General features: G+C 59.6%; 19 protein-coding genes and 2 pseudogenes. 11 read left to right on the top strand and 10 right to left on the bottom strand.

Features of this window, described 5'->3' with window-relative positions:
* Positions 1-154 precede the first annotated feature (154 nt).
* Entirely contained in the window at positions 155-1,648 is a 1,494-nt protein-coding gene (locus EOS_RS23765) for an MDR family MFS transporter (RefSeq protein WP_047849163.1), read from the bottom strand.
* Between the two features lie 351 nt (positions 1,649-1,999).
* Between EOS_RS23765 and EOS_RS23770 the strand changes: the two genes are divergently transcribed.
* The 3 genes from EOS_RS23770 (at position 2,000) to EOS_RS23780 (ending at position 5,446) form a co-directional block, all read left to right on the top strand.
* The gene (locus EOS_RS23770) at positions 2,000-3,190 is read left to right on the top strand and encodes an amidohydrolase family protein (protein ID WP_047849164.1); all 1,191 of its coding nucleotides are present in this window, start codon (positions 2,000-2,002) and stop codon (positions 3,188-3,190) included.
* Positions 3,187-3,720 carry a GNAT family N-acetyltransferase gene (locus tag EOS_RS23775; RefSeq protein ID WP_047849165.1) on the top strand — a complete coding sequence of 178 codons (534 nt, stop codon included), beginning with the start codon at positions 3,187-3,189 and terminating at the stop codon, positions 3,718-3,720. The genes EOS_RS23770 and EOS_RS23775 overlap by 4 nt, the downstream gene beginning before the upstream one ends.
* A gap of 172 nt (positions 3,721-3,892) precedes the next feature.
* A complete protein-coding gene (locus EOS_RS23780; RefSeq protein ID WP_047849299.1) occupies positions 3,893-5,446 on the top strand; it encodes a methyl-accepting chemotaxis protein in 1,554 nt (517 codons plus the stop codon).
* A 17-nt stretch (positions 5,447-5,463) separates the two neighbouring features.
* Here the strand turns inward: EOS_RS23780 and EOS_RS23785 are convergent, their stop codons facing one another.
* Positions 5,464-7,035: an MFS transporter gene (locus EOS_RS23785; RefSeq protein ID WP_047849166.1), complete on the bottom strand. Its 1,572-nt coding sequence runs from the start codon at positions 7,033-7,035 to the stop codon at positions 5,464-5,466.
* 151 nt (positions 7,036-7,186) lie between these two features.
* On the opposite strand from EOS_RS23785, the gene EOS_RS23790 reads away from it, so the two are divergent.
* A complete protein-coding gene (locus EOS_RS23790; protein ID WP_047849167.1) occupies positions 7,187-8,089 on the top strand; it encodes a LysR family transcriptional regulator in 903 nt (300 codons plus the stop codon).
* 102 nt (positions 8,090-8,191) lie between these two features.
* Positions 8,192-8,758 carry a cysteine hydrolase family protein gene (locus EOS_RS23795; RefSeq protein ID WP_047849168.1) on the top strand — a complete coding sequence of 189 codons (567 nt, stop codon included), beginning with the start codon at positions 8,192-8,194 and terminating at the stop codon, positions 8,756-8,758.
* A 37-nt stretch (positions 8,759-8,795) separates the two neighbouring features.
* On the opposite strand, the gene EOS_RS23800 is transcribed toward EOS_RS23795, so the two are convergent.
* Positions 8,796-9,287 carry an Lrp/AsnC family transcriptional regulator gene (locus EOS_RS23800; RefSeq protein ID WP_047849169.1) on the bottom strand — a complete coding sequence of 164 codons (492 nt, stop codon included), beginning with the start codon at positions 9,285-9,287 and terminating at the stop codon, positions 8,796-8,798.
* Positions 9,288-9,458: 171 nt separating this feature from the next.
* Here EOS_RS23800 and glmS point away from each other — a divergent pair, with 171 nt between their 5' ends.
* The gene (glmS, locus tag EOS_RS23805; protein ID WP_047849170.1) at positions 9,459-11,288 is read left to right on the top strand and encodes a glutamine--fructose-6-phosphate transaminase (isomerizing); all 1,830 of its coding nucleotides are present in this window, start codon (positions 9,459-9,461) and stop codon (positions 11,286-11,288) included.
* A gap of 238 nt (positions 11,289-11,526) precedes the next feature.
* On the opposite strand, the gene EOS_RS23810 is transcribed toward glmS, so the two are convergent.
* From EOS_RS23810 to EOS_RS23820, 3 genes are all read right to left on the bottom strand, one after another.
* A complete protein-coding gene (locus EOS_RS23810; protein ID WP_047849171.1) occupies positions 11,527-11,775 on the bottom strand; it encodes a hypothetical protein in 249 nt (82 codons plus the stop codon).
* Positions 11,776-11,926: 151 nt separating this feature from the next.
* A complete protein-coding gene (locus EOS_RS23815; RefSeq protein WP_047849172.1) occupies positions 11,927-12,169 on the bottom strand; it encodes a hypothetical protein in 243 nt (80 codons plus the stop codon).
* Positions 12,170-12,636: 467 nt separating this feature from the next.
* The gene (locus tag EOS_RS23820) at positions 12,637-14,448 is read right to left on the bottom strand and encodes an FUSC family protein (protein ID WP_235442940.1); all 1,812 of its coding nucleotides are present in this window, start codon (positions 14,446-14,448) and stop codon (positions 12,637-12,639) included.
* An 854-nt stretch (positions 14,449-15,302) separates the two neighbouring features.
* Here EOS_RS23820 and EOS_RS23825 point away from each other — a divergent pair.
* Complete coding sequence (locus EOS_RS23825; RefSeq protein WP_047849174.1) at positions 15,303-15,758, top strand: HU family DNA-binding protein; 456 nt, start codon at positions 15,303-15,305, stop codon at positions 15,756-15,758.
* Between the two features lie 130 nt (positions 15,759-15,888).
* Here EOS_RS23825 and EOS_RS46410 read toward each other — a convergent pair.
* Both EOS_RS46410 and EOS_RS23830 read right to left on the bottom strand, forming a co-directional pair.
* A pseudogene (locus tag EOS_RS46410) lies at positions 15,889-16,101 on the bottom strand (LysR family transcriptional regulator); the annotation flags it as partial.
* A 154-nt stretch (positions 16,102-16,255) separates the two neighbouring features.
* A complete protein-coding gene (locus tag EOS_RS23830; protein WP_152693166.1) occupies positions 16,256-16,708 on the bottom strand; it encodes a DUF3331 domain-containing protein in 453 nt (150 codons plus the stop codon).
* A gap of 454 nt (positions 16,709-17,162) precedes the next feature.
* Here EOS_RS23830 and EOS_RS23835 point away from each other — a divergent pair, with 454 nt between their 5' ends.
* Positions 17,163-17,984, top strand: coding sequence for an alpha/beta fold hydrolase (locus EOS_RS23835; RefSeq protein WP_047849301.1), 822 nt, complete (start codon positions 17,163-17,165; stop codon positions 17,982-17,984).
* Between the two features lie 182 nt (positions 17,985-18,166).
* On the opposite strand, the gene EOS_RS23840 is transcribed toward EOS_RS23835, so the two are convergent.
* Both EOS_RS23840 and EOS_RS23845 read right to left on the bottom strand, forming a co-directional pair.
* Positions 18,167-19,378, bottom strand: a complete 1,212-nt coding sequence (locus tag EOS_RS23840; protein ID WP_047849175.1) for an MFS transporter — start codon at positions 19,376-19,378, stop codon at positions 18,167-18,169.
* A 19-nt stretch (positions 19,379-19,397) separates the two neighbouring features.
* Positions 19,398-20,546: an FAD binding domain-containing protein gene (locus EOS_RS23845; RefSeq protein WP_047849176.1), complete on the bottom strand. Its 1,149-nt coding sequence runs from the start codon at positions 20,544-20,546 to the stop codon at positions 19,398-19,400.
* 219 nt (positions 20,547-20,765) lie between these two features.
* On the opposite strand from EOS_RS23845, the pseudogene EOS_RS23850 reads away from it, so the two are divergent.
* The 3 genes and pseudogenes from EOS_RS23850 to EOS_RS23860 form a co-directional block, all read left to right on the top strand.
* Positions 20,766-21,026 (top strand): annotated as a pseudogene (locus EOS_RS23850) (helix-turn-helix domain-containing protein); the annotation flags it as partial.
* Between the two features lie 164 nt (positions 21,027-21,190).
* Positions 21,191-21,826: a hydrolase gene (locus EOS_RS23855; RefSeq protein WP_047849178.1), complete on the top strand. Its 636-nt coding sequence runs from the start codon at positions 21,191-21,193 to the stop codon at positions 21,824-21,826.
* A gap of 187 nt (positions 21,827-22,013) precedes the next feature.
* The gene (locus EOS_RS23860; RefSeq protein WP_047849179.1) at positions 22,014-23,882 is read left to right on the top strand and encodes an amidohydrolase; all 1,869 of its coding nucleotides are present in this window, start codon (positions 22,014-22,016) and stop codon (positions 23,880-23,882) included.
* The last annotated feature ends 31 nt before the right edge of the window (positions 23,883-23,913 follow it).

Genomic DNA, 23,913 nt, shown 5'->3' on the forward strand with positions numbered 1-23,913 from the left:
TTTACGGGCAGGGCTATTGCATTGCAAGTAGGCCGAAAGGCGGGGTGCCGGCGGGATAGCGGCCGCGATTCCGCTGGGCGGCGTCTGCGTGCGGGATAGAGCAGGACGCCGGTCCGACCCGGCCGGACTGGCAGATGAGCCCGCGACGGCTTACTCAGTCTTCGAGCGGCGACAACGCTTCCAGAGGCATCTTTTTCTCGTGCCCCAGGGTGATCGTGGGGACGAAGGCAACGCACGCGACGACAAAAATCGCGATCGCGAATATCGACAGGAACGTCAGGTGAAGCGATTGATGCAGCACCTGGCGGATTGCGTCGCTGCTGCCAAGACTTGTTGCCTGATTCTGCAGCAGGGCCTTCAACTGGTCCGACGTCACCGCCGCGACGTCCTTCGAATGACTCAGGCCGAAGTTGAGCACGGCGCCGAATAACGTCGCGCCAATCGTGCTGCCGAGATTGCGCGAGAAAAGATTCGACGCGGTCGCGCTGCCGCGCTGCGCAACATCCACTATCTCCTGGATCAGCACGAGCGCACTGACGCTCGCCGTCCCCATGCCGAAGCCCATGATGAGCGAACCGAACGCCGCGACCAGCGGCGAACTATCCGGCGACAACACGAGCAGGCATATCGCGCCGGCCGGGATAAACGCACTGCCGCCGATCAGGATGCGCCGCAGCCCGATACGATGAAACGACTTCGCCGCGAGCGTCGCGCCAACGGGCCATCCGACCATCATCATGGTCAGTGCAAGACCGGCGACGACTGGCGAACGATGCAGGACGCCCTGGACGTACATCGGCAGGAACGTGGTCGCGCCCATCAGGATCATGCCGGACAAGACCGTCGATGCGTTGCACGCAGCGATCGGCCGGCGGCTCCACAGCGCGAATGAAATCATGGGTTCGGTGGCACGCTTTTCCTGCATCAGGAAGAACAGCAGGCACACGATAAAAAACCCGCCCGCGATCAGGGACTTCGTGATGTCGTCATTGCCGGCATAGGTCAGCGACATCATCAGCGCTGCAATCGAGACCATGAACAGCGCCGCCCCGGCGAAGTCGATGGACGGGCGGGCATGCCGCTCGGATTCCCGCAGGAACGCGATGAAACCGGCCGCCGACGCGAGGCCGATCGGCACGTTCATCCAGAAGATCCAGGCCCACGAAAAATCGTGGATGATGAAGCCGCCGACCATCGGCCCGACGACTGCTGAAATGGCCCACACGCTTGCAAGATAACCCTGCACCTTGCCTCGTTCGCGCGCGGGATAGAGGTCGGCGACGATCGTCAGCGTGACCGGCTGGATCGCGCCCGCGCCGATCCCCTGGATCAGGCGGAACACGATCATGGCGGGCATCGACCAGGCGAAGCCGGCAAGCACCGAGCCGATCAGGAAGATCGCGATGCCGGCAAGCACGACCGGCTTGCGGCCGTACAGGTCCGCGAGCTTGCCGAAGATGACGGTCATCGCGGTCTGCGTCAGCAGGAAGGAAGAGAAGACCCAGCTATAGAGATGCAGGTCGCCGAGTTGCGCGACGATCTGCGGCATGGCGGTTGAAACGATGGTGGCTTCGATGGCGACCATCGCCATTGATGCCATGACCGATGCAATGACAAGGGGACGCGACGACTGCGGGCTGCGGGACATGAGGGCTGTGGTAATTGGGGGACGTCGGGCAACGTCGCAGTCTTGGCGCCGCGACGCATGAGGCGGCCGCGATGGCGCGACCGTCGACGAGTATGCACCTTGATGGAAATATTCGCTTGGCCCCCGATTGCGCAGGAACTACCTTGGCCGGCAGCTTCGCCTGCTTGCAATGCGCCTTCAGCGACGACGTTGCGTTGTTCAATCGTCGTTCAATCTGGGTCATCCCCACGCATTCGTTGGCGTGATGTTGTGACACACTTGGATGTGTGGCGCGAACTTATCCGTGCGTCTGGTTCGTTCGGTTCGCAATGAAGCAACCGCGGATTTGTATTCTCGATGTAAGGAGTCTCAGTGCATGCCAGCTTGTTGATCACCCACGTCCGTCTGCCGGACGGCATCCCCACGGATATCGCTGTAGCCGGTGGCTGGATCGAAGAAATCGGGCCGAACCTGCGGCGCGGCGCTGACGTGTTGCGTGAAGACGGCGAGGGTGCGATGGTCCTGCCCGGGTTCGTCGAGGGTCATACGCATCTCGACAAAACGAACTGGGGCATGCCGTGGTATCGCAACGAAGTGGGTTCAAGACTCGTCGACAGGATCGAGAACGAACGATCGTGGCGTGCCGGCACGGGACACGACGCAGGCGCGCAGTCGCTTGCACTTGCGCGGGCTTTTCTCGCAGCGGGAACAACGCGGCTTAGGACGCATGTGGATATCGACACCGATGCGGGCCTCAGGCATTTGAACGGGGTGCTCGCGACGCGTGAAGCACTAAGCGATGTGATGGAGATTCAGATCGTGGCGTTTCCGCAGTCAGGTATGCGGCGTCGTCCAGGTACCGACGCACTGCTTGGCGACGCATTGAAGGAAGGCGCCGACGTGCTCGGCGCCCTGGATCCCGCGCTCATCGACCAGGACCCGGTCGCCTCGCTCGACACCACGTTCGAGATCGCGAACCATCATCAGAAGCCCATCGATATCCATCTTCATGAACCCGGCGAGATAGGTGCATTCACGTTCAACCTGCTGCTGGACCGTGTGAAGGCGTTGGGTATGCAGGGGCGCGTTGTTGTCAGCCACGCGTTTTGCCTGGGCATGCTCGCGGATCGGGAACGCGACGTTTTGTTGGCGAGGATCGCGGATCTCGACGTCGCGCTGCTCACTACGGCGCCGTCATCGGTGCCCGTGCCGGCATTGCGGGCTTGCATCGAAGCCGGCGTGACGCTGTTTGCGGGTAACGACGGAATACGCGATACGTGGACGCCTTTCGGCACGCCCGACATGCTGGAGCGAGCGATGCTCGTTGGCATGCGCTACGACCTTCGGCGCGATGAGGACCTCGCACTTGCGTTCGATTGCGTCAGCACGCTCGGCGCTCGGGCATGTGGATTCAATGACTACGGACTGCACGAAGGCGCACGGGCCGATCTTGTTTTGGTGGACGCGGAAACGCTCGCTCAGGCGGTCGTATCTCGACCCGTGCGCAAGCTCGTGGTAACGCATGGCAAGATCGTCGCCCGGCATGGCGTTGCATCAATATGAAGCTGGTCGCCGAGCGCCTTTATCTCCGGGATTTTGTGCCGTCCGATATCGATGCGGTTCATGAATACGCGAGTTCGACCGAGGTCGTAGCCCATCAGGAATGGGGACCCAACACGATCGAGCAGACGAGGGAATACATCGCCGGCTGCGTGTTTGAAAATTCGCTGCCCGAGCGAACGACCCTGGAACTCGGGGCGGTGCTCAACGATGGCCGCCTGATAGGCGGCTACCGGGCGACCCTGTCGGAGAGCGGCACGGACGCCGAGATCGGCTATTCGCTCAATCCCCGATACTGGCACAAGGGGTACGGCACCGAAGGCGCAAGGCGGTTGATCGAATACCTGACGACCGAGCTCCATGTGCGGCGAATCTTTGCGACAAGCCGACCCGAGAACGCCGCGTCCATCCATGTCCTGGAAAAACTTGGGATGCAACAGGTGGACCTCTATCGCAAGAACGTGCTGATCAGGGGCGATTGGCGCGACACGCTGGTATTTGCGGTGGAGATAAAACGGCTTACAGGTGGGTGAAATCGTCCACGCTCAGGCCGATTTCGTCTCCTACCTTGTAACTCAGGACGGACTTGACCGCGTCATACTTGTTTTCCTTACTTCAGGTTTCCGCTGGACGGCCGATATGCACAGAGCGGCGCATGAATCGCATGCGCCGGGTTATGGCTTGCGCCGTGCATCGGAGAGTGGATTGGACCGTCTCAGTTTGAACACCAAATTATGGCTGGCGCTGCTCGTCACGTGGCTGGGACTCTTGTCCCTGGGCGGATGGGCCGCGTGGCAGTCGCGCGAAACCATGACCGCGGAGCGCAAGAGCGCAGTCCAAAACGTGGTCGAGTCAGCCTACGGTGTTGTTGCCGACTACGCCAAACAAGTAGACGCGCATCAACTGACTTTGGAGCAGGCTCAGGAGCAGGCCAAGGCGAAACTCGCCGTCATGCGCTATCCGGGCAACGGCTACATGCTCATTACAACCGCACACCCGGTGGTTATCATGCATCCGGTGCTTGCCGACCTGCGCATGAAGGATGTGAGCGACTACAAGGATACGAACGGCAAGCTGTTGTTCGTCGAGATGGTCAAGGTCGCCCAGGCAAACGGGCAAGGGTTCGTGCCGTACATGGCCCGCTTGCCGGGCAAAACGGAATACGTGCCGAAGATCAGTTTCGTCAAGCGCTTCGCGCCGTGGGATTGGTATTTGATCTCCGGCGTGTACGTCAACGATATCAACGACGCGTTCAAGGTCAGCCTGCTGCAATACCTGATTGTGATCCTGTTGATCGGCGGCGTGAGTTCGGTGGCGCTTGTATTGATCATACGGAACGTGAAGCACAGTCTGGGCGGCGAACCGGCGTATGCGGCTTCGGTTGCCGAGGACATCGCGAACGGCGACCTTTCGCACGAAGTCGCGCTGAGCGCAACGGATGCAGGCAGCATGTTGTCCGCGATGCAACGCATGCAGGAACGGCTCGCCGATACGGTCCGGCGTATTCGCGGCGGCACTGAAACCATCACCGTGGCCGCCCAGCAGATTGCGGCGGGCAACCATGACCTCTCTGCGCGCACGGAGCAGCAGGCGTCGTCGATCAGCGAAACCGCTGCAAGCATGGAGCAGTTGACCGCGACGGTGAAACAAAACGCCGAGAACGCACATCAGGCGAACAAGATGGCCGCCAACGCATCGCTGATCGCGAGCGAGGGTGGGACCGCGGTGCAACAAGTCGTCGCGACGATGCAAAGCATCGCAGCCAGTTCCACGCGGGTGGTCGACATCATCTCCGTAATCGAAGGCATCGCGTTCCAGACGAATATCCTCGCGCTCAACGCCGCGGTTGAAGCGGCGCGCGCGGGCGAGGAAGGGCGGGGGTTTGCAGTCGTGGCAGGCGAAGTACGTAACCTGGCACGCCGCAGCGCCGACGCAGCCAAGGAGATCAAGAGCCTGATCGAAGAGTCCACCGGCAAGGTCGACGACGGCAAGGCGCTGGTGGAACGCGCCGGCACGACCATGCAGTCGCTGGTTCAAGCGGTGCAGCGTGTCACCGACATCATTGCCGAAATCTCGGTGGCGTCCGAAGAGCAGAGTCGCGGTATCGAACAGGTGAACATCGCTATTGCTCAAATGGATGAAACCACTCAGCAAAATGCTGCGATGGTCGAACAAGCCACGGCCGCCGCTCAATCGATGCAAGAGCAGGCGCAGATGTTGCGCGAAACGGTTAACGTATTTCGCTTGGCCGCCGCGTAGTGAAAGCGGGTTCCTTCTTAGACATTCGCGCTCTTAGCGGCAAGTGACGTGTCGGTGCCTTCAGCATTTGCCTGCGCGGTATTAGACGACGTGCGACCGAGAAATCCGAAGATAACCAGCGCCGCCACCACGGTGATGGCAATCAGGATGTAGAGCAGATCCCGGAATGCATCGCCGTAGCTTTGGCTCAGCAGCGGTCGGCCGATCTCTGGAAGCAGGGCGGCGGCATGCGTCAGGTTGCCCGTTGCAACGCGTCCGGCGGCTCCGGTAATTCGTGTGGAGAGCGCCGGATCCGCATTCGGCAGAAGCTCCTTGAGCCTGGACTGGGACAACGCCGCAAGGATCGCGCTGACGATCGCGAGTGCAACGCCTTCACCTGCCACGCGAGTTGTATTGAATATGCCTGTCGCCATGCCCGCGCGTTCCTTCGGTACGATACTCACCGACAAACCATCCATCAAACCCCACGGCATGCTGGCGCCTAAGCCGATCAATAGCATCGGCAGTACCGCTGCGTGGCCCGATCCTCCGAGGTTGATCCGGCTGAGCCACGCAAGACCCGCCGCGGCAATCAGCAGGCCGACGCCCGAGATAATGCCGGCTGAGATCCAGCGCGTCAGCGTAGCCGCCAGCGACGGGATAACAAGCATGGGAGCCGACAGCGACAACAACAGCAAGCCGGCATCGATCTCACTATGCCCCTCGATCCCGATGAAACGAAGCGGCAGCAATACGAGCAGCACGATGTAGCAATAACAGGTGGCAATCGGCAGCACCTGGACGCCGACGAAACGGGGATAGCGGAACAAGGACAGATCGAGCATCGGCCGCGAGGCACGCGTTTCGATCACGATGAAAGCCGCGAACAGCACAGCGCTGCCAACAAGCAGCGCGATCACCAAGGGACTCGCCCATCCGCTTGCAGGCGCCTGAATCACGCCAAACGTGAAAAGGCTCAGCGTTCCGGTGAAGCTTAGCGTGCCCGGCCAGTCGAGGCCGGTTGCATTCGGATCGCGTGATTCGCGCATACGCGGCGCACCGAACACCAACGCTAGAACGCCGACAACCGTGGTCGACAAGAAGATGGATCGCCAGCCGAAGGTCTCGGTCAGAAAGCCGGCCAGCAGCGGACCGAACGCGAGGCCAATACCAAAAGTCGTGCCCAGCACGCTGAACGCGCGGGTTCGCGCATGGCCTTCGAACTCCTGGGCGAGCGACGCCGCGCCACCGGCCAAGGTCGCCGCGGCGGCAATACCCTGCGCGGCTCGCAGCAAGTCCAGTGACAGGACCGATGGAGCGAAACCCGACGCTAGCGAGATCGCGGCGAACAGCGTGACGCCGATCGTAAATAGCCTCTTGCGTCCGAACTCATCCGCCAGTGCACCAGCCGCCATCTGGAAGCCGCCGAACGTGAGCATGAATGCGTTGGTAATCCAGTTCAACTCAACCGCTGTTCCTCCCAGATCGCGGCCGATAGCCGGTGTAGCGACAGCTCCTCCTGAAAAGCTCATCGGCAGGATCACAGCTGCCAGGCAAACGGCCGCGAGGATTGAATTCCTGCCCTTCGTGGAATGCATGTTGTTCGTCATCGTCGCCCCTTATTTGCAAAAGCGATGAGGGCGCCAGGCGCTATTCGCCTTAACCATCGCTCACCGTGCAACGAGTCTAATGCGGAGGAAATCGACGATAAACGGGCGTCAGATCCTTTGATAACGGAGAAAAACTCTCTAATATTGCAACATGGACAGCCTGAGCGGAATCGTCGCCTTCGTGCGGACAGCAGAAACCTTGAGCTTCGTGGCGGCCGGGCGCGTGCTTGGCGTATCGGCGTCGGCAGTCGGCAAGAACGTCGCCAGGCTTGAGCAGACGATGGGCGTGCGCCTGTTGCATCGCAGCACGCGCCGCGTCAGCCTGACAGCGGAGGGCGCGCTGTTTTACGAACGTTGCCGTCGCATTCTTGATGACCTGCAAGATGCCGAAGCCATGCTGTCGCACGCCGCGCAAACGCCGCGCGGCAAGTTGCGGGTGAGCCTGCCGACTATCGGCTATCGCTTCTTGCTGCCGGTCCTTCCTGCGTTCTATGCGCTGTATCCCGAGATTGAAGTGGACCTGGATTTTAATGACCGTCTCGTCGATGTCATCGAAGAGGGATTCGATGCCGTCATTCGCAGCGGAGACTTGCCGGACTCGCGGTTGGTGTCGAAGCGGCTTGGGCCGTTCCGCTTTGTGCTCTGCGCGTCGCCGAGTTATCTCGAACAGAGCGGTGTGCCCGAGACACCAGATGATCTGGAGCATCACAAATGCATTCGTTTCCGCTTTCCGACTAGCGGGAAATTGCAGGAATGGTCGCTAAGCAATGACGCTATAAACCTTGAGCCACGCCTCCAAACTGCGCTGACTTGCAACAACATGGAAGCGCTGCAAGCAGCCGCTATCGGCGGATTCGGGATCGCTTATATGCCTGATTTCCTGGTGCAGGAAGCGATCAGGAGCGGAGCGCTCGAGACCATGCTAGATGATTATCTTGTGAAACCGGGGCAGTTTTGGGTGCTATGGCCGTCTAGCCGGCACCTCTCGCCCAAGCTCAGGGTGTTCGTGGATTTTCTTGGTGCGAGGCTTTTCCAAACTGAAGCTGGTGGCTAGTTGCGGCGGCGTTGTCGCTTGGCTTAGGCTTTGGCTTAGCTTGGGCTAAGCGAATATGCCCCGGCTATACTTCGTCGCGACTGACCCACTTAGGATCAACCCATGAGCGCATCTTCTATTCGCGGGTCGGTGCTGCTGTTAATCGACCTGCAGAAAGCGATTGATCACCCGGACTGGGGAATTCGCAACAACCCCTCGGCCGAAAGCGAGATCGGCCGCCTATTAGCGCACTGGCGCGTTGAGAACTGGCCTGTCTGGCATGTGCGGCATGATTCCGTCGAGCCTGCTTCGCACTATCGTCCAGGTCAACCGGGAAACGATTTCAAACCCGAGGTCGCTCCGTCGCCTGGCGAGCCGGTCATTGCAAAACACACGAACAACGCGTTCATTGGTACGGGATTAGAAGCGAGACTGCGTGAGGGCGGGCATACCGGCCTCGTTGTGGTCGGCGTGATTACGAACAATTCGGTCGAGACCACGGTTCGCATGGCCGGTAACCTCGGCTTCGACACCTATCTGGTCGCGGACGGATGCTTCACGTTCGGTCGCCTGGACTGGGACGGTCGGGCGCGAAGTGCGGAAGAGGTCCACGCCATGTCGCTAGCGAATCTGCACGGCGAATATTGCACGGTCGTTTCGACTGCTGAGGTGCTGCACGCATCGCGGTAACTCAACTCTCAGAGTGGTGCTTTCGTATCGTTACCGATCATTTGCCTCGATCAGCTATCGCGCTAACCGGGGCGTTGGCCTCGAACTTGGCGCGATGGGTCGAAAAGAATGTGCGCACGTTGCGAATATTCGAGGACGCCTTGAACAGTCGGCGCGCGAGTTCGTCGTATTCCGGCATGTCGGCGACTTCGGCTACAACCAGGAAGTCGGGTCCCGGCGACACTCGATAACACTGGGTCACCGCCGCTTCGGCGCAGATATAGGCTTCGAAACTGTCGAGGTCTTCGGCCGCTTGCCGGTCGAGGCTTACTTCAATAATCGCGGTCAGTGTCGAGCCGATTTTGGCGTAATCGAGAATCGCCACTTCGCGCTGAATGACTCCCGCTTCCTTGAGTTTGCTCACCCGCCGCAAACACGTAGGCGGCGATGCGTGTACGCGCGCGGCAAGCTCAATGTTTGAGATCGACGAATCTCTTTGCAGGATTCCAAGAATGCGAAGGTCGAGGTCGTCCAGATAAATTCCCGGCACTTGAGGCTCCGTATGGATGGCTTCAGATCGCTAAGCATGAAATAAAATTTCATTAGCTTAATTGTATTGGTTGAAATTTCATATAAGCCATAATTATGAAATTAAATTCCACTAAATCAACCTTAACATTCGAGTACCGGTTCCAAGGGGGACCGTCTAGGGAACAACGTCATGTGTGGAATTGTCGGCGCGGTCGCGCAACGGGACATCCTGCCCAATCTGGTCGATGGACTTAAACGCCTGGAATATCGAGGCTACGACTCATGCGGTGTCGCGTTATATCAGGCGGGGAAACTGGTACGCGCTCGCAGCGTCGATCGCGTTGCGCACTTGCAGGACGTGATCACCAAGGAGGCTTTGTCCGGTTACACGGGCATTGCTCATACGCGTTGGGCGACGCATGGTAAGCCCGTTACCGCGAATGCCCATCCGCATTTTTCGCCAAGCGCGGAAACACCGCGAATCGCGCTCTCGCATAACGGCATCATCGAAAATCACGAAGAGTTGCGAGCGGCGCTTGAGGAAAGCGGGTACGCCTTCGCTAGCCAGACCGACAGCGAAGTGATCGCGCACTTGATCGACCACTTGTACAACGGCGACTTGTTCGAGGCCGTCAAGGAAGCCGTCGCGCAACTGCGCGGGAGCTATGCCATTGCGGTGCTGTGTCGTGACGAGCCGCACCGGCTGGTCGGTGCGCGGGACGGCATGCCGTTAGTGGTTGGCATAAGCGATGGCGAGAACTTCCTGGCCTCCGATGCCATTGCGCTATCGAACATTACAGATCAGATTGCCTACCTCGAGAACGGCGATGTTGTCGATATCCAGCTTCACCGGCATAGGATAGTCGACGCCGATGGCCGCCGTGTCGAACGCCGAGTGCATACCGTCGCGGCGCATAGCGGGGCGGCCGACCTGGGGCTTTACCGCTATTACATGCAGAAGGAAATTTTCGAGCAGCCGCGCGCGGTCGCCGACACGCTGCAGGACGTCACATCGATCATGCCGGAACTGTTTGGCGACAACGCCTGGCGAGTGCTGAATTCCGTGGATTCCGTCCTGCTTCTCGCGTGTGGGGGAAGCTATCACGCAGCACTGACCGCCAAGTACTGGATAGAAAGCCTGGCGCAACTGCCGGTCAGCGTGGAAATTGCGAGTGAATACCGGTATCGCGAGAGCGTGCCGAATCCGAAGACGCTGGTTGTCGCGGTGTCGCAAAGTGGAGAGACGGCGGATGTCCTCGGCGCCGTGCAGGTCGCAAGGCAGCAAGGCATGCTGAACACGCTCGCGATCTGCAATGTGCCGAGCAGCGCACTGGCTCGTGAATGCGCGTTGACCTTCTTTACACGGGCCGGTGTCGAGATTGGCGTGGCATCGACGAAGGCCTTCACTACGCAACTTGTTGCGTTGTTCCTGCTTGCGCTGACGCTGGCTCAGGCACGTAAGCGCTTATCCGAACACGATGAGCAAACTCATCTTCGCGCGCTTCGCCATCTTCCGGACGCGATGAGCAAAGTGCTTGCGCTGGAGCCGCAGATCATCGCCTGGGCAGAGCAACTTACTCGACGACAGAACATCTTGTTCCTCGGGCGCGGCATGCATTATCCGGTCGCCCTGGAGGGTGCTCTCAAGATGAAGGAGATCTCGTACATTCACGCTGAAGCTTACCCAGCTGGCGAGTTGAAACATGGTCCTCTAGCACTGGTCAGCGACGAGATGCCCGTTGTAGCTGTCGCGCCCAATGACCGGTTACTCGAGAAACTCAAATCGAATATGCATGAGGTCAGCGCGCGCAGCGGCAAGCTTTTTGTATTCGCCGATGCCGACTGCGGCATCTCGCCGAGTCCGGGTATAGAGGTTATCCGTCTCACCGAGTACTACGGTCCGCTTTCGCCGATTCTGCACACGATCCCGATGCAACTGCTCGCTTTTCATGCGGCCCTCGCGAGGGGAACGGATATCGATAAGCCCAGGAATCTGGCTAAGTCGGTGACGGTTGAATGAGGGGTGGTTGGAGTGGTCCGATAGTTGTGATCGCGGCAGATCTTCACCTTCGCCTCGATTCAATCCCCATCGGGTGTTGCGCTTCTCGGGGTAGCGAGGGCATTTGCGTCTTTGCAGTGCGCCATTGAGGAAGCTGGCGCACGCTAACGCCGCACGCACAAACCACCTAGCATTGGCTGTGTTATTTGTCGCAATAGCAACGACTCCTCCGGTTGCTACGCACAGCCCCTCGCAATCACTAGCCGATGTTCAGCAGCGACATCTGATTTTCCAGCAGCGCACGAAGCTCATTCGAATCAGGTCGTGTTCCCCAATTGCGCGCGCCGGCGACTGAAGCAATGGCCATCCAGGAGTTTGGCGGAAACCACTCGCGCACGAGAGCACCGTCCCTAAGAACGCGAAGACGGCCGGTTTGCGCGCAGTACTCGGCACACATCTCCGTTTCAGCCAACTGCGCGGTAACTCGGAGGCTACGGATTCGCAGCATGGGTCCCTCCGATTTGATGAGGCGGTGACCGTGTAAGCAGCTGACACGACCGTCCGCAATTCAAGGCACGACGGAGCCAAGCAATCCGTCTATTGGATCGGGCACCACGCAATATTTTGCGTGCGCGATACGCGCTACCTGCTTCCACTCGTCAGGACGGCGCGACCGCGGAGCGTTGGCTCGCAGCTACGGCCCGCTCTTTCTCCTTTTCTTTTGCATAGTGATGTCCCACGATGCAACCACCAACCGCTCCGATTACGGCATGGTGCCCTGCGACGTGGCCAGCCACTCCACCCACCACTGCGCCCTTCAGACATCCCGCTGCGTGCGCCGTGCCGACGGCCGTAAGTAATGTCAGCGCCGATATTGCAGCGACCACATTCCGTGTGTTCATTCGTAGCTCCAAAAAGATGGTCCGACTCGGATGCCGTCCAGTCACCGGAGTCTATGCGCGGCTCGCGCTCACAAGTGAAACCGTCCTGCGAGATTGGTAACACGCAGTTACCGCTCGCGGCTGCCCGTGAGACCGCGCGGTCGGCACGCTTGCGACACTCGTGTCACGACATCGCATAGGACCAGGGTCGACGCTGACTTAAGAAACAAGTGAAGATGCCGATATGCATTTGCGGACACCGCGTTTTTGAGTTACCACTGCATCGTCATGATTTGGATATCGTGTCGCAGTCGGAATCGAACGCGTATTGAAAGGAAAGAATTAGAAACCGCAGCAACCAAAGGGCGCCTCCGGGCGCCCTTTACCCTTGATGGGAGACGCAGCCACCGGAAGCGAGCAGCGCTGGCGGGGTTCAAGATTTCAGCTTTCGTTTTGCGTGACGGAATGTACGTTCGATATCTCGACGCCTAAATCGGCCCGGCCTCACGGAGCAAGCGTCGCAGCAGCACGACCTGATTCACCGCATCTGCTTCGAGCAGCGATAACCCCTCCTTGGGATAAGCCTCGTCCTGGCGAGGGTAAGGCCCGCCCGCGAGGCTAGCCTCGATACTCTTGCCAACACTCTGAATCCAACTGGCAAGTCGCGCGTTCGGCGTAGTAGCAGTAGCGGTGGAACGGGCCCGGGTCGCGGTTCCCGCTACTCGGCGCAGGAGAGCAAGTGCGGTTGACCCGGTGCGGTCGTCGTCGGTTGTATCGAGCTTCTCCAATCGCAGGCGGGCCAGGATTTCCTCAGCGTTGTTGCTGGCTAACCCAGCCGCGCGGCGGAGCCGTTCCAGTTCGAGTTCGTCGCTTTTCGTTCGGCCGAGCGATTCGGCGAGATAGTTGAAATTCGCGGCGACTGCCTCCGCGAGTCTTTGTTTGAAGCGGGCCGGCTCGCGGCTCGGCCACAGCAAGAACGTCGCGAGCAACGCAATGACGCAACCGAAGACATTGTTTTCCAGCCGGATGATGGCGTAGGCGATTTCGGCGCCGCCAGGCGCGGCAAAGTCTGCAACCAGCACGAACGTGGGCGTGATGAAGAGCACGAACAAGCTGTAGCTGACGGGCCTTAACGCCATCGTTGCGCACACCAAGGGGAAAACTACCAGCGATATGGCAATCGGAGAGTGGACTGCCAAACCTATCGCGGCGGCTAACAGGCCACCCACGATGCTTCCTGCCGCGCGCTCAATACTGCGGGGCCAACTTGTGCCGACGGATGGTTGAAGAATCAAAACGGTCGCCATCGTCGCCCAATATCCGAACGGAAGATGAAGCGAGCGCACCGTCAGGAACGCGACTGTCGTAGCGACGGCGACACGGACAGCATGCCGTGCCCCGATGGATTGCGTCGAGGCGTTCGCTTTTAAGGTTTCGATGCCGCGCTTGAAATTCGAGACCGCAGCGGACCGCCACGATGCCTGTTGGATCGGGGTTGGTTCGAGCGCGCTGAAATCGACGTCGAATCGAAGGGCGATACTCTCTCCCAGTGCGATTTCCAGTCGACGGGCAAGCGAATGCAGCCGGTCGCGCTGTTGCCATGAAGGCTCCCACGGTCTGTCGGCAATCGCGCGAGCGAGACGCGAAAGAACTTCACCGACCGCTTCCAGTACGCGAGCGGCGCGTTGGGGATTGGGCAGACGATGATGGCCCCGTTCGCACGCGTCCGTTACCGCGATGAGATACGCGAAGATTTGCTCGCTGTCGCCGAGCGCGAGAAGAAGGGCGCTGTACGTATCTCGTCGGTCGGTCTTTGCCGACGGTACACGAGCGAGCGCTCGTCGAGTCCGTTCGATAGCAGTGCGCGCCTGGCCGCGAAACCGCGACGCGTGGGACGCCCACTCCTGAAAGCCGGTGCGTTCACGTTTGAGCAGGCGTGCACCGTCGTTCGCAATGTCCGCCAATCGAGAGTATGTCGAGCGCATGGCCGCGCGGCTCGCACCGAATGGATGAATCCGCCAGACGGTAAAACTGAGCACCGTTGCGAATAGACACCCCAGCAGGTAGAGCGTCAGGAAGCGGAGGTTCCCGCCTGAACTATGTATGGGCCGGTCGACCATCACCACGCAAGCCGTTGCCGCGAGGATGGAGACCTGGGCGGATGCCGAACCCCAAATGCGGGCCAGCGCTCCTAAGCCTGAGAAGACAAAGATCGCACCGGCAGCCGCGACGATTCCGGAACCGGACGCATAGGCGGTAAGTCCTCCGCACACAGTCGACAGCAAAGCAAAAGCGCTCATCGACGCAAACCTCATGCGGTTAGAGCCTGCGGCGTCAGCCAGGCAGGTCCAAAACGCGCCTATTGCCGCCCAGGAAAACTCAGGCATGTGCAATACGTTACCGAGCAACAGCATGGCTGTCGAAGCGAAGGCCGCCCGCAGTCCTTCAGATAAGTCAGCCTGGCTTACCGCGAAAGAAACCATCCAGACAGGACGGTTTCGCGCGACCGAGTCAAGCAGCCCGGATGCTGCCTTGGTATGTCGACCGGCTGCCTTTCTTGATTGTCGATGAATATCTCGCAGGCGGAACATAGCTCGAATGGGTGTCCGTTGGTGAATGAATCATGCGGTATTTGCCGTAGATGAAGAGGAGGAAAATGGCATGCTGCACGCAGCCCATCCCCGAATCTTCAGTTTCGGCGTCAGTCTAAACGCACTAATAATCAAGAGGCTACCGGGATGAGCCGAAAAAAAGCGATGAAGATTCGCAGAAAAAATATCTGCCTTTCGACATTCCTGACCCGTGAATGGTCCTTCCCTGAGAGTCAGGCGGCTTCGTTGCAGACGGCGTGTTGTTTTTCCCAAAGCAGTGACCGTCCGAGAGTAGGTTTGTTCTTTAGTTCGGCCGTCTTCAAGGGCTCTCCAAGCCATGTTTTGTGAGGGTTTTATCGGAACCGCCGGCATAAAGTGACGTACAGGTCGCCGTTTTCGTGACTTTCATGTCGAAACCCCCTTAATTTATGGCCTCAGACGTTGCGTCTTCATGTCGGTGTTGGTACGCTGGCACCCAACCCGAGGATTTGCACCTTTGCGTTAGTCGGTGACGGCGCAAAGGCAAAGGTCTTGGGCAACCTTTGACTAGAAGCGAGGAATTTATGGCAACAACTGCTACCAAGAAAACTGCGGCTCCCGCCACCAAGAAAGCAGCACCGGCCAGCAAAAAAGCTGCTGCGCCAGTCGCCAAGAAAGCCGCAGCACCTGCGGTGAAGAAGCCTGTTGTGGCAGCCGCTCCCTTGAAACCCATCAAGGATTCGTTCACCAAGGCATCGCTGACCATTCACCTGGCTGAGCGCTCAGGCGTGGAGCCGAAGGCGGCCAAGGCGTTGATGGCGGCGCTCGAAGAAACGGTGCTGGCATCGATTCACAAGAAGGGCGCGAAGGAGTTCACGCTGCCAGGCTTGCTGAAAGTAGTCGCGCAAGATGTCCCGGCCAAGAAGAAGCGCTTCGGCAAGGACCCGTTCACGGGTGAAGACAAATGGTTTGCGGCGAAGCCAGCTTCGGTACGCCTCAAGGTGCGCCCGCTGAAGAAGCTGAAGGACGCCGCGCTGTAAGCGGAACTGTTCTCCGGTGATAACGCCCCTCGCGACGAAAATCCGAGGGGCGTTTTCTGTTTTCCGCTGATGGATCACTACGTCGGCGCAGCAAGTTCCATCACTCGGGATTGAGTGGTCAGGATTCGTAGGGCTCGGAACCGCGGTCGGTAACCGACGCATCGGCTTCGGCGACATCATCGAGAATCTTCTTTGCGCGCACATAGTAGGTCGTTCCCGCATCCGATAGCGTGACCTGACGTGTCGCTCGGTTCAGTAGGACTGTCCCGAGTGACTCTTCCAATCCGTCTACAGACCGCGTCACTGACGAAGTTGCAAGCTCCAATGAGGGAGTCGCCGAGGTTCAAGTCCTGGAAACCGTCGCCACTGCAACGGGCGTCTGTCAAGGTGGGTCTTGACGTCGTGAGTTGCGCTCAGCCGGTGCAAGTGTCTCGGGACGCGTTGAGAAGCGCCCTTGAGGATGATGCGGAAGTAATTTAAGGGAAAACCGTGAACAGTCAAATTAAACCGCGGGCTCTCGACTCAACTTCGATGACGCTTGCCAGGATCATGGCGAAGGCGTTCAACGTGCGCGGCTTCCCCTGTCGCGGGCGATAAATACTCTCGCCGCTTTTGATCGACTGGCCGCTCAAGGCGCATCGACCGCCGTATCCGGCCGTTCCGCGAACCCATAGCTGGTCCGCGTAATAGCAACGCCCCGGGTCGCGCCAAAGTATCACTGCGGTGCGACCGGTGGGGCGCTCGAGGATTTGAACGAAGGCTTGCGAGACCTCACCGCCGGGCACCTTGCGATTAGGGGAAAGTTCGGGGCGCTTGCTCCCCGCTGGCGGCAGCAGCAGCGCCTGGGCTATGCGGATCCAGCGCGCGGCATCGCCATTGTCGGGTCCCGATTGGGATCTTGCGACCGATGCATCGGCCTCTCTCAACATGAGCACCTCCAGGCTGGTCAAGCGTCCGAAGGCATCGTAACGATCGATGCCTAAAAGGGCTTTGGCTTTTGCTTAATTAAGCTGATCCGGTTGTGCGGAAAGCAAGCGCTTCGGTCCAGCGCGTCGGCGAAATCCTGGAGCCCGGTCCAGGCCCGCACCCACGAATCCTGTTTCAGAACGCTTAAGGATTTCTGAAGGACGCTCACATCGTTCATTTGTAGTCTCTGAGTTTTCAAATAGTGGCATTGACGCGATCGCGGCTTGATCGCACGCCAACTGGAGAATAAAAATGAGCGAAACACAAGGCACCGATGGCCTGTCGGCATCGAGAAGAAAAATGCTTGTGACCACCGCCGGCATGGCAGGCGCTGCGTTTGCCGCTGCCGGCACGTCCAACCTGGCTGCGGCTGCGACCGCCCATTCCACGACGTCGATTCATCATGCCGCGAACAATCACCACGACGGAGCAAAGTCCATGAGTTACGTAACGACCAAAGATGGGGCGCGAATTTTCTTCAAGGACTGGGGCACCGGCCAGCCCGTCATGTTTTCCCACGGTTGGCCGCTCGATGCCGACGCCTGGGACCCGCAGATGCTCTTCCTCGTGCAGAAGGGCTACCGCGTGATTGCACACGATCGCCGGGGCCACGGCCGCTCGGATCAGACATCGACGGGCAACAACATGGACACCTACGCGGACGATCTGGCCGCGGTCATGGACGCGCTCGACGTGAAGGGCGCGATGCTCGTGGGCCATTCCACGGGCGGCGGCGAAGTGGCGCATTACATTGGCCGCCACGGCACGAAGCGCGTGGCCAAGGTCGTGTTGATCGGCGCGGTGCCGCCGCTCATGGTCAAGACCGAAGCGAATCCTGGTGGCTTGCCCATGTCGGTCTTCGACGGCATTCGCGCGAGCGTTGCGGCGAACCGCTCGCAGTTCTACAAGGACCTCGCTGTGCCGTTCTTTGGGATGAACCGGCCCAATGCGAAAATGTCGCAAGGCTGGATCGACGAATTCTGGCGCGAGGGCATGCTGGGTTCCATTCAAGGCCAGTACGAATGCATCAAGCAGTTCAGCGAGGTCGACTACACGGAGGACCTTAAGAAGATCGATGTTCCCACGCTGATCCTGCATGGTGATGACGACCAGATCGTGCCTATTGATGCGGCCGGCCGGCTCTCTGCCAAGATCGTGAAGAACGCCAAGCTGAAGGTATATCCGGGTGCATCGCACGCCATGTGCATTGTGAATGCTGACGAAGTGAACGCCGACTTGCTCGCTTTCCTGCAAGGCTGAGGTTGTTAAAGCGGGGTTCGCATGCTGGGGACCCCGCTCTGTTTTTGCGGGTTGGAATGCTCAGGCTTTCGATAACGCCGTCGGCCACGATTGCGCTGGTGCGCGCGTTGGGCGGAGGATGGAACGGCACGGATCTGACACCGGCCGCATCGCAACTCGCACAATCGCGTTAGATCAATTCATCAAGCCGGCCGCGCGACCAGTCTTCCAACCGACAAATAATGCACCAGCGCCACAAGCGGAAACACGCTGGCGACCATCGCGATCAAGCTCCAGCCGCCGCGCTCGAACAACATGCTGGCGAGCGCCGATCCGAACGCGCCGCCAATGAAAATGCTCGTCATATATAACGCGTTCAGACGGTTCCGGCTGGCCGCGTGAAGCGCATAGATTTCTCGTTGGCCGATGACCATGTTCATCTGCACGGCGAAGTCGAGCACGATACCTGTCACCACGAGCCCCGCCACGCCCCACGCGGGATGAACGAGCCCTGGCAGGAATGACAGCGCGCCCACGACTAACGCGATCAGCGTCGCGCGCCCGGAATGACCCGCATCGGCGAGGCGGCCCGCTACCGGTGCCGACGTTGCACCAATCGCGCCGACGAGCGCAAAGAGCGCCACGCCCGTCTGCGATAAACCGTAGTGGCGAATCAATTCCACGGGTACCGCGGTCCAGAACAAGCTGAACGTTGCAAACATCAGCCCTTGATACAACGCTCGATGCCGCAACACGGGCATGGTGGCAACGAGCGTCCCGAGCGAGCGGATAAGCTCCACATAGGTCGCTTTATGATCGGGCTGGCGCGAAGGAATCGTGAACGCCAGGACCGCTGTGACCAGCGTCATGAGGACCGCCGCTGAACCGAATACCGTGCGCCATCCGAAGTGACCCGCAACAAAGCTCGATAGTGGACGCGACAATAGAATGCCCAGCAACAGCCCGCTCATGATCGTGCCGACAACGCGTCCGCGCGATTCGTCGGGTGCGAGATGCGCCGCGAGCGGGATCAGGATCTGCACGGCTACCGAACTGAATCCGACCAGCAGCGAGATCAGGAGGAACGCGTGTGGCTGATGAATCAGCGCCGCGGCCGCGAGGCTCGCAATGGAGACGAGCGCGGTTGTGATCATCAACTTGCGATTCTCGACCAGGTCTCCCAAGGGCACGAGGAAGAACAACCCGAATGCGTAGCCAATCTGCGTAAGCGAGACGACCAGGCTCGCCGTGCTCGCCGACAAATGAATGTCCGGCCCGATCAATTCGATGATCGGTTGCGCGTAATAGAGATTCGCGACAATCGCGCCGCAGCAGAAAGCGAACAACGCGATAAGGCCACTGGTCATCTTGACCGGACCTGAAGCGGTGCTAGCCGATGGGCTATTCGGGGTCATGCATGCTCCATAGATTGAGTTACCTGACAATATTCATGATGCGATTACCGAGTGACATGCCGAGGTCATTCATGCGGATGCCGCGCTGAAGCTGATCGGCCTCCCAGCGCGCAAGCGCCCGGTCGATGCGTTCCCTCGATTCGTACGCGGCCGCGAGCGAAACAGCCAGCGACAACGCGTTTCCAGCGGCTTTCGCTGTACCGCCCGCAGTATGCGGCCTGGCGATGAACGCTGCATCGCCGAGCAGAATCACGCGGCCAAACACCATGTTCCTGACTTGCAGATCCTGAATGATCTGCAAGAACGGCTCGCTCGTCTCATCGATCAGCGATCGGAAAACCGGCGCCATCAGATCGTCCGAAGCCGTGCGCAGATCATGTAAATCGCTGTCCTTGACAGTTCCAGGCGGCAGTGAATGGGTGCGGTGGCGGCCATTGCGATCGAGCAGCAAGCGCTCGAGCGCATCTGGCGCCACCTTCCTGTACCAGACCCAGTTGAAGCGCCGCTCGCCAGCATTCGTCGCCCCGTCCTCGCCCGGCACCAGGTACGCGAGCGCGGAATGTCCCGGGCTCTGCTGAAACGTGAAGCGCTCACGCAGCTTGTGCGCCGCTGCTTCCGGAAGTTCCGGTTCGGGCACGAGGCCTCGCCATGCCACGTATCCTGCATACGCAGGCGCCACTTCGGGCAATACGCTCTTGCGTACGGTCGAACTCGGACCATCGGCAGCAATCAGCAGATCTGCGCTTTCAGTGTGACCGCTCGAAAACCGCGCGATGACCTGTTCGCCATCGACTACATGACTCGTAAAGGCATCGCCTGATCGAATTGACTCGGGCGCCAGCGCATCTTTCAAGGTCGTGTAAAGCAGGTTCCACGACGTCTGCGTCTGCGGCATATGAAACTGTTCAAGCACGCGGCCGTCGCGGTCGAGGTACACGCGATCTTCGGAGTCAACGCCCAGCCTTTCGGGAGGCTTGATACCTGCAAAGCGAAAAGCGGCAAGGACATCCGGCTGCAGCACGATACCACCGCCGCGGCTATCTAGCTGGTTCGGTGACTGCTCAAAGACAGTGGCGTCCCAACCAATGGAACGAAGCGCGGCCGCTGTAAAAAGTCCACCCAGCGAGCCGCCAATCACAATCGCGCGACGTCTGTCAGGTGCTCTCATGATAGGGCTCCGGTGCGATTGGCTTTCAAGTTCGGATGACCGGCGAGGCACGCCGCACGATTGAAACTGGGAGCAACGAAACGCGACATCGCTTGCATTACGCCATCCTTGGAATAAGGTTGCCGCAAGCTTAAACGTTGCGCCCCTTAAGTAGAATAGGGTCCATTCGCAAGGCGGCGTTGCGCTGAGCGCAACCGACCACACTTGTCAGAGGGTTTAATGGATCAACTGCTAGCGCTGCGAATGCTGCTTGAAGTGGCCGAAACTGGCGGCTTCTCCAAGGCAGCGCAGCGTCTTGGCATTGCTACCTCGTCCGTGACCCGGACCATGGACGCCCTTGAGTCTTCGCTGGGCGCTGCGTTGCTGACGCGTACTTCCCGCCGTGTGACGTTGGCCGACACCGGCACGGCCAACGTTTAGCAAGTTTATAAGATCCTCGATGATCTCGCTGAAGCCGACTACGGCGGGTTCGACATCGGCATTCCCTTAAGTATTTTTAAGGGATGTGCCAAGGACTTTCAGTACTTGAACTCCTAAAGTCCAGTCTCGTTCTCAGCAAAGTCGCGCAAGCGGTCTTAGTCGAACTCCCATTCGATACCGCTTGAACGGCCGCTGTTTCTTTTCCCGGACACAGGAGTTTTTCCATGGCCTTCGAATTACTAACGCCCGATTCATGCGCTGTCGCCCTTATCGACTATCAGCCGCAAATGTTCTTTGGCACGGCATCGCATGAACGCACCACCATTCTGCACAACGTTCAGGCGATCGCGAAGGCTGCGAAACTCTTCCAGGTGCCGACGATCCTGAGCACGGTTGCAGCCAAGACGTTCAGCGGCGACATGGTTCCGGAAGTCCAGTCAGTGTTCCCTGAATACACGCCGATCGACCGCACGTCGATGAACTCGTGGGAAGACAGCAATTTCCGCAAGGCGATCGAGGCAACCGGCCGCAAGAAGATCGTGGTCGCCGGACTGTGGACGGAGGTCTGTGTCTCGTTCCCGACGATCCAGATGATCAACGACGGCTACGAAGTCTATGTGCCGACCGATGCCTGCGGCGACGTCTCGCACGAGGCGCATGAGCGCGCAGTGCAGCGCATCATCCAGGCAGGAGCGGTGCCCATGACGTCGCTTCAGTTCATGTTCGAACTGCAACGCGACTGGGGCCGCACGGCAACGTATGAAGGCTGCATGGACATTCTGAAAGAGCACAGCTCCTACGGCATCGGCGTGCGGTACGCAAAGTCGATCCTGGGCGCACACGCGAGCGAAGCGGGCTAATCCGTGTCACGGCACGCCGGTCACGAACCGGCGTGCCGTGACGAGTCACACGATTAAATAATAAGGATTACTGGTTAAAAGATCCGCCATTCGAGTCGCGGCCGGATGCGCCGCGCTCGTTCGAGTCGAGCGTTCGGCGATTAATGCGCTGGCGCGTGGCCGGTTCAGTGCCCATTCAAGGAATACCATGTCTACTTCAGCCGATAAGCCAACGCCTCCCGATTCAATTTTCTTTAACGGGAAGATTGCGACACAGGACGAGAAGCGCTCGTTCGCAGACTCGATAGCGGTTGCCAGCGGGCGCGTTATCGCGACCGGCTCCCGCGATGAAATCATGCGCCTTGCGACGGACGCGACTCGCTGCATCGACCTGCAGGGCCGCACGGTTATTCCGGGCCTGAACGATAGCCACCTCCACGTTATCCGCGGCGGTCTCAACTTCAATATGGAGTTGCGTTGGGACGGCGTGCCGTCACTGGCCGACGCGCTCGACATGCTGCGCAAGCAAGTTGCCCGTACGCCTGCGCCGCAATGGGTTCGCGTGGTAGGTGGATGGAACGAATTTCAGTTTGCCGAGAAGCGCGCCCCTACGCTCGATGAAATCAACGCCATCGCGCCGGACACGCCGGTGTTCATCCTGCATCTCTATGACAGCGCATTGCTCAACGCTGCCGCGTTGCGTGCGGTGGGCTATACCAAGGACACGCCGAATCCGCCGGGCGGCGAGATCCAGCGTGACAAGCGCGGCAATCCCACGGGCATGCTGATCGCGCGCCCGAACGCCGGCTTGCTCTATGCAACGCTGGCCAAGGGACCGAAGCTCGCCCACGACGACCAGGTGAATTCAACGCGCCATTTCATGCGCGAATTGAACCGGCTCGGCGTGACCAGCACTATAGATGCGGGCGGCGGCTATCAGGCTTATCCCGACGACTACGCGGTGATCATGGACCTGGCGAAGCGCGGCGAGCTCACCGTGCGTATCGCCTATAACCTGTTCACGCAGAATGCCAAGAAGGAAATCGACGACTTCGCCAAGTGGGTCAAGATGACGAAACCGGGCGAGGGCGACGACTTCCTGCGCGTGAACGGCGCGGGCGAAATGCTGGTGTTCTCGGCCGCCGATTTCGAAGACTTCCTCGAGCCGCGTCCGGACTTGCCCGATTCGCTTGAAGAAGAGCTGGAGGCGGTTGTCCGTCTGCTCGTGGCGAATCGCTGGCCGTTCCGGCTGCATGCCACCTACGATGAATCGATCAACCGGTTCCTCAACGTATTCGAGCGCGTCAACGCGGACATTCCCTTTAGTGGCCTCCGATGGTTCTTCGACCACTGCGAAACCGTGACGGACCGAAACATAGAGCGGATTCGTTTGCTTGGCGGTGGTATCGCGGTTCAGCACAGGATGGCGTTTCAGGGCGAATACTTTATGCATCAGTATGGCGAAGAAGCCGTCAGGCGCACGCCGCCGATCCGTCGCATGCTCGATATGGGCGTGCCGGTTGGCGCAGGCACCGACGCCACGCGCGTCGCCAGCTTCAACCCCTTTGTTTCGCTTTACTGGATGGTGTCGGGCAAGACTGTGGGCGGCACGCAGATGTACTCGGCCGAAAACCGCCTTGACCGTATGGAAGCGCTGCGCCGTTATACCGTCGGCAGCGCATGGTTCTCGAGCGAAGACGATCGCAAGGGCGCACTAGTCCCAGGCGCCTTCGCGGATTTCGTTGCACTTAGCGACGACTATTTCAGCGTCGACGAAACACAGATCAAGTATCTGAACTCGGTCATGACGGTGGTCAACGGTAGCGTGGTTTACGCCGATGAAGAATTCAAGCCGCTCGCACCGCCTGACTTGCCGGTCAGCCCGTCATGGTCGCCAGTCGCCGAATTCGGTGGTTATAGTCGCTTCAAGCCGACGGCCGTTGCGTGTGTTGATGGCTGCGTGAACCTGTGCGGTGTGCATGCTCACGCTCACGGATGGGCATGGCGAAAGAATGTTCCCGTCAGCGATGCCAACGGGTTCTGGGGCGCGTTGGGTTGCAGCTGCTTTGCGTTCTAGCGCGACCGGCGCAAACCGCAAGCCCGGCCCA

The organism is Caballeronia mineralivorans PML1(12), from assembly GCF_001028175.1.
Taxonomy (GTDB): Bacteria; Pseudomonadota; Gammaproteobacteria; order Burkholderiales; family Burkholderiaceae; genus Caballeronia; species Caballeronia mineralivorans.